Genomic DNA, 3,025 nt, shown 5'->3' with positions numbered 1-3,025 from the left:
GCCAACAACAGAACAAACAAAAAACTGGTGCTTCAGAATACTCTGAAATTCATTGATGAACACCATGTGCCGATGAGTCCGGAAATATATTACTCCCTTTTACACACAATCACTTCCATTGAAGACTATACAAAAGTCAAAGGTTTATATAAAGGCGAATTGAATATAGGACATATCTTCGTACTTCTAAAGAAGATTCCAGAATTTGCCAAATATAGAATTGCCGAATGGGCATTTGTCGCCTGCTTGCGTCAGGAGTTTGATGAATGGTATGACATTCTATGTTCCATCAGTGAGAAAGAACAGGAGAAAAGAATTAAAATCATGTTACAGTCCGAGCGCTACAAACAACTGCAAGTCATCACCCCCAAAGGGTATCTTAACCAGACTTTCTTGTTCTGGTGGACTATCCGCTACGCCGTCTCAGAGACTGAAGAGCAACGGAAGGCAGAATTGGATACCCTTGTCACAATGATACCCAAACCCTTTGTACCTCAGTATCCGAAAATGATAGAGAAGTTCTTTATACCTTATCCGCAAGACTTGCTTGAAATCATTCGAGAATATATAGGCCGGATTATTTCATCCGAGCCGCAATAGCCAGCAATACCCCGAGCACCACACCCAATATCGCTGCAAACAGCACCCGCATTTCTCCCGGCAGGAGGAATGTGATGGTGTGTGCCGGATACCAGAAGAAAGGAATTGTTTTCTTGAAGACAAAATTCCATTGTGCATCCCAATTCAGATGCGTAATGATGCGGGTCATCGGGATAGGAGTGAGGAGGCTGCGAGGCGAACCGCCACAATCCAGGATATGCGTATCCGTAATCTTATGGAATGTCATGAATACCGGAGCGAAAATGGTATTCATAGCAACTGAAATGGCGAAGGCTATCCATAATTTGTCCAGGCAGAATTCTCCGTTTATAATGGCGGCGGCATTTGCCATTCCCATATATTCCATGAATTGCGGCACACCTTTGGAGAAGATTATCATGGCCGCATTGATACCCATTCCCAGCAGTCCCCACACTACGGCACGCGGCAGTACGCCAAATCCTTTTCGGTTATAGACTCCGGCACTGATACGAAGTCCCAGCATCTCACCCAGTGTAGCAAGAATTCCGAATTTAACGAAACTCATTACCATGCCATGTGCAGCGTTGAAAGACTTATACCAATTGTAGATGGATTCACTCACAAAGAATGGCAGGAATATTATCACCAGAACAAAAATAAAGAGGAAGTCTTTCTTTTTCATACAAAAGTCATGTTTTTCATAAATAATGTGGCAAACATACTAAAATTATTCTAATTTAAAAGCAAATAAGTAAATAAAAGAAGTTTTACCAAACAGAACAAAGTGTTTCCCTTAACCGAACAGTGTGTTTCATTAAAGAGAACACTTCGTTTCCCTTAAAAGAACACTTTGTTTTAGCTATAGAAAAACACTTTGTTTTCTATAGCTAAAACAAAGTGTTCAGCACTGTGAACTAACGAACTATCCCATTAGCTCCCTCAGAAGCCCATATCATAGTCTCGGCACAAAAAAAGTGGGATTCAGAGAAACCTCTGATCCCACTTCATCATAGTAAGCAACGGATAGTTATTTCTTATCCTTCATATATTCATCCGCTTTCTCCTTGGCACGTGCCACGCGCTTGGCTGTATCCGGATGAGAAGAGAACATCTTCTGGAACTTGGATTCCTTCGGTGCTTCCGCTGAAAGTTCAAGCAATTTGTTCAAAGCATTGTACATGGCATACGGATCGAGATTATTCTTGATGCAGAATTCAAAGCCGTAATCATCCGCTTCCGTCTCCTGCTTCTGGGAGTATTGAGCACCTGCCAATGCCTCGGCCATGGCACCCAGTTCAGAATCACTCAATTTGGATACCGTAGAACTTGCCGCACCGGCAGCATTCTTCACAGCCGAACGAAGGTAAGCATTCTTCATCGCATCTTTGGAATCCGTATGGATGACGTGACCTATCTCGTGACCGACAACTGCCATCACTTCATCATCCGTCATAATGTCCATCAGTCCGGCACAGATGCGTACACTACCATCACCGCACGCAAAGGCATTCACATCTATTACTTCATAAACACCGAAGTTCACCTTCAAGCCGTCCACTTCCTTGATGTTTCCGGTCAGCTTCTCCAGACGCTTGCCGTAATCCGTATCGGGCTTTGTCAGCGGATTGTGCGTATCCATCCATTCCATATATTCCTTGCTCATCGCTGCAATGTCAGCATCGGACAATGAAATGGCCTTGACGGCATCTGTACCGGCTTGGACAACTTTGGTCACATTGATTTTCTTTCCACCGATTTTGAACTGCGCATAGGCAGTGGTGGTACAACTCATTCCGCATACTACAGCAGTAATGATGAAGAAGTTCTTTTTCATGTACTTTACGATTTAATTTTAATCCTACTTCGCTTTGTCTATAAAAAAAACCGCCTAATCATTATTAAACGGTTTTCCGAATATCTGTTTAAATCAAGTTTACTTGATGATACCCAATTCCTTGAAACATTTAGTCAATTTTTCTACAGCATAATCCACTTGTTCGACCGTATGGGTAGCCATCAACGCTACACGCACCAGTGTATCTTGTGGAGCACATGCAGGTGGAATAACGGGGTTGATGAAGATACCTTCGTCAAAAGCCAGCTTCGTTACTATAAATGTCTTCTCTGTATCACGCACATAGAGAGGAATGATAGGAGATTCTGTCTCACCGATTTCGAAGCCTGCATCGCGGAACTTCTTCAAGGCATAGTTAGTGATGTCCCACAGACGTTGGATGCGTTCAGGTTCGGACTTGATGATGTGAAGCGCCTCGCGGGCTGCAGCCGTAGCAGCAGGTGTGCTACTTGCCTGGAATATATAGGAACGGGCATTGTGGCGCAGCCAATTGATTACCGCCTTGTCTCCAGCAACAAAACCACCGATGGAAGCCAATGACTTGCTGAATGTACCCATAATCAGGTCTACATCTTCGGTAACACCGAA

At 43.5% G+C, this 3,025-nt stretch carries 3 protein-coding genes and 1 pseudogene; 1 reads left to right on the top strand and 3 read right to left on the bottom strand.

The genetic code is table 11. From position 1 onward, the window contains the following. Positions 1–600 (top strand): annotated as a pseudogene (locus ABUA47_RS23910) (hypothetical protein); the annotation flags it as partial. Here ABUA47_RS23910 and ABUA47_RS23905 read toward each other — a convergent pair. From ABUA47_RS23905 to ABUA47_RS23895, 3 genes are all read right to left on the bottom strand, one after another. Further along, entirely contained in the window at positions 578–1,264 is a 687-nt protein-coding gene (locus ABUA47_RS23905) for a hypothetical protein (RefSeq protein WP_035448551.1), read from the bottom strand. The pseudogene ABUA47_RS23910 and the gene ABUA47_RS23905 overlap by 23 nt on opposite strands. Before the next feature lie 345 nt (positions 1,265–1,609). After that, positions 1,610–2,416: a M48 family metallopeptidase gene (locus tag ABUA47_RS23900; protein WP_009038390.1), complete on the bottom strand. Its 807-nt coding sequence runs from the start codon at positions 2,414–2,416 to the stop codon at positions 1,610–1,612. 99 nt (positions 2,417–2,515) lie between these two features. Continuing rightward, the coding region (locus tag ABUA47_RS23895) for an aminotransferase class I/II-fold pyridoxal phosphate-dependent enzyme (RefSeq protein WP_349832186.1) at positions 2,516–3,025 on the bottom strand (510 nt) is incomplete at its 5' end.

Origin of the sequence: Bacteroides sp. RTP31139st1_H2_RTP31139_211217 (genome assembly GCF_040227615.1) — a bacterium.
Lineage (GTDB): Bacteria > Bacteroidota > Bacteroidia > Bacteroidales > Bacteroidaceae > Bacteroides > Bacteroides uniformis.
This window is presented reverse-complemented; position numbering and strand designations above follow the sequence as displayed.

Bases quoted from the DNA above. Each gene is read 5' to 3' on its own strand.
- ABUA47_RS23905 (WP_035448551.1), bottom strand. From the start codon at position 1,264: ATGAAAAAGAAAGACTTCCTCTTTATTTTTGTTCTGGTGATAATATTC.
- ABUA47_RS23900 (WP_009038390.1), bottom strand. From the start codon at position 2,416: ATGAAAAAGAACTTCTTCATCATTACTGCTGTAGTATGCGGAATGAGT.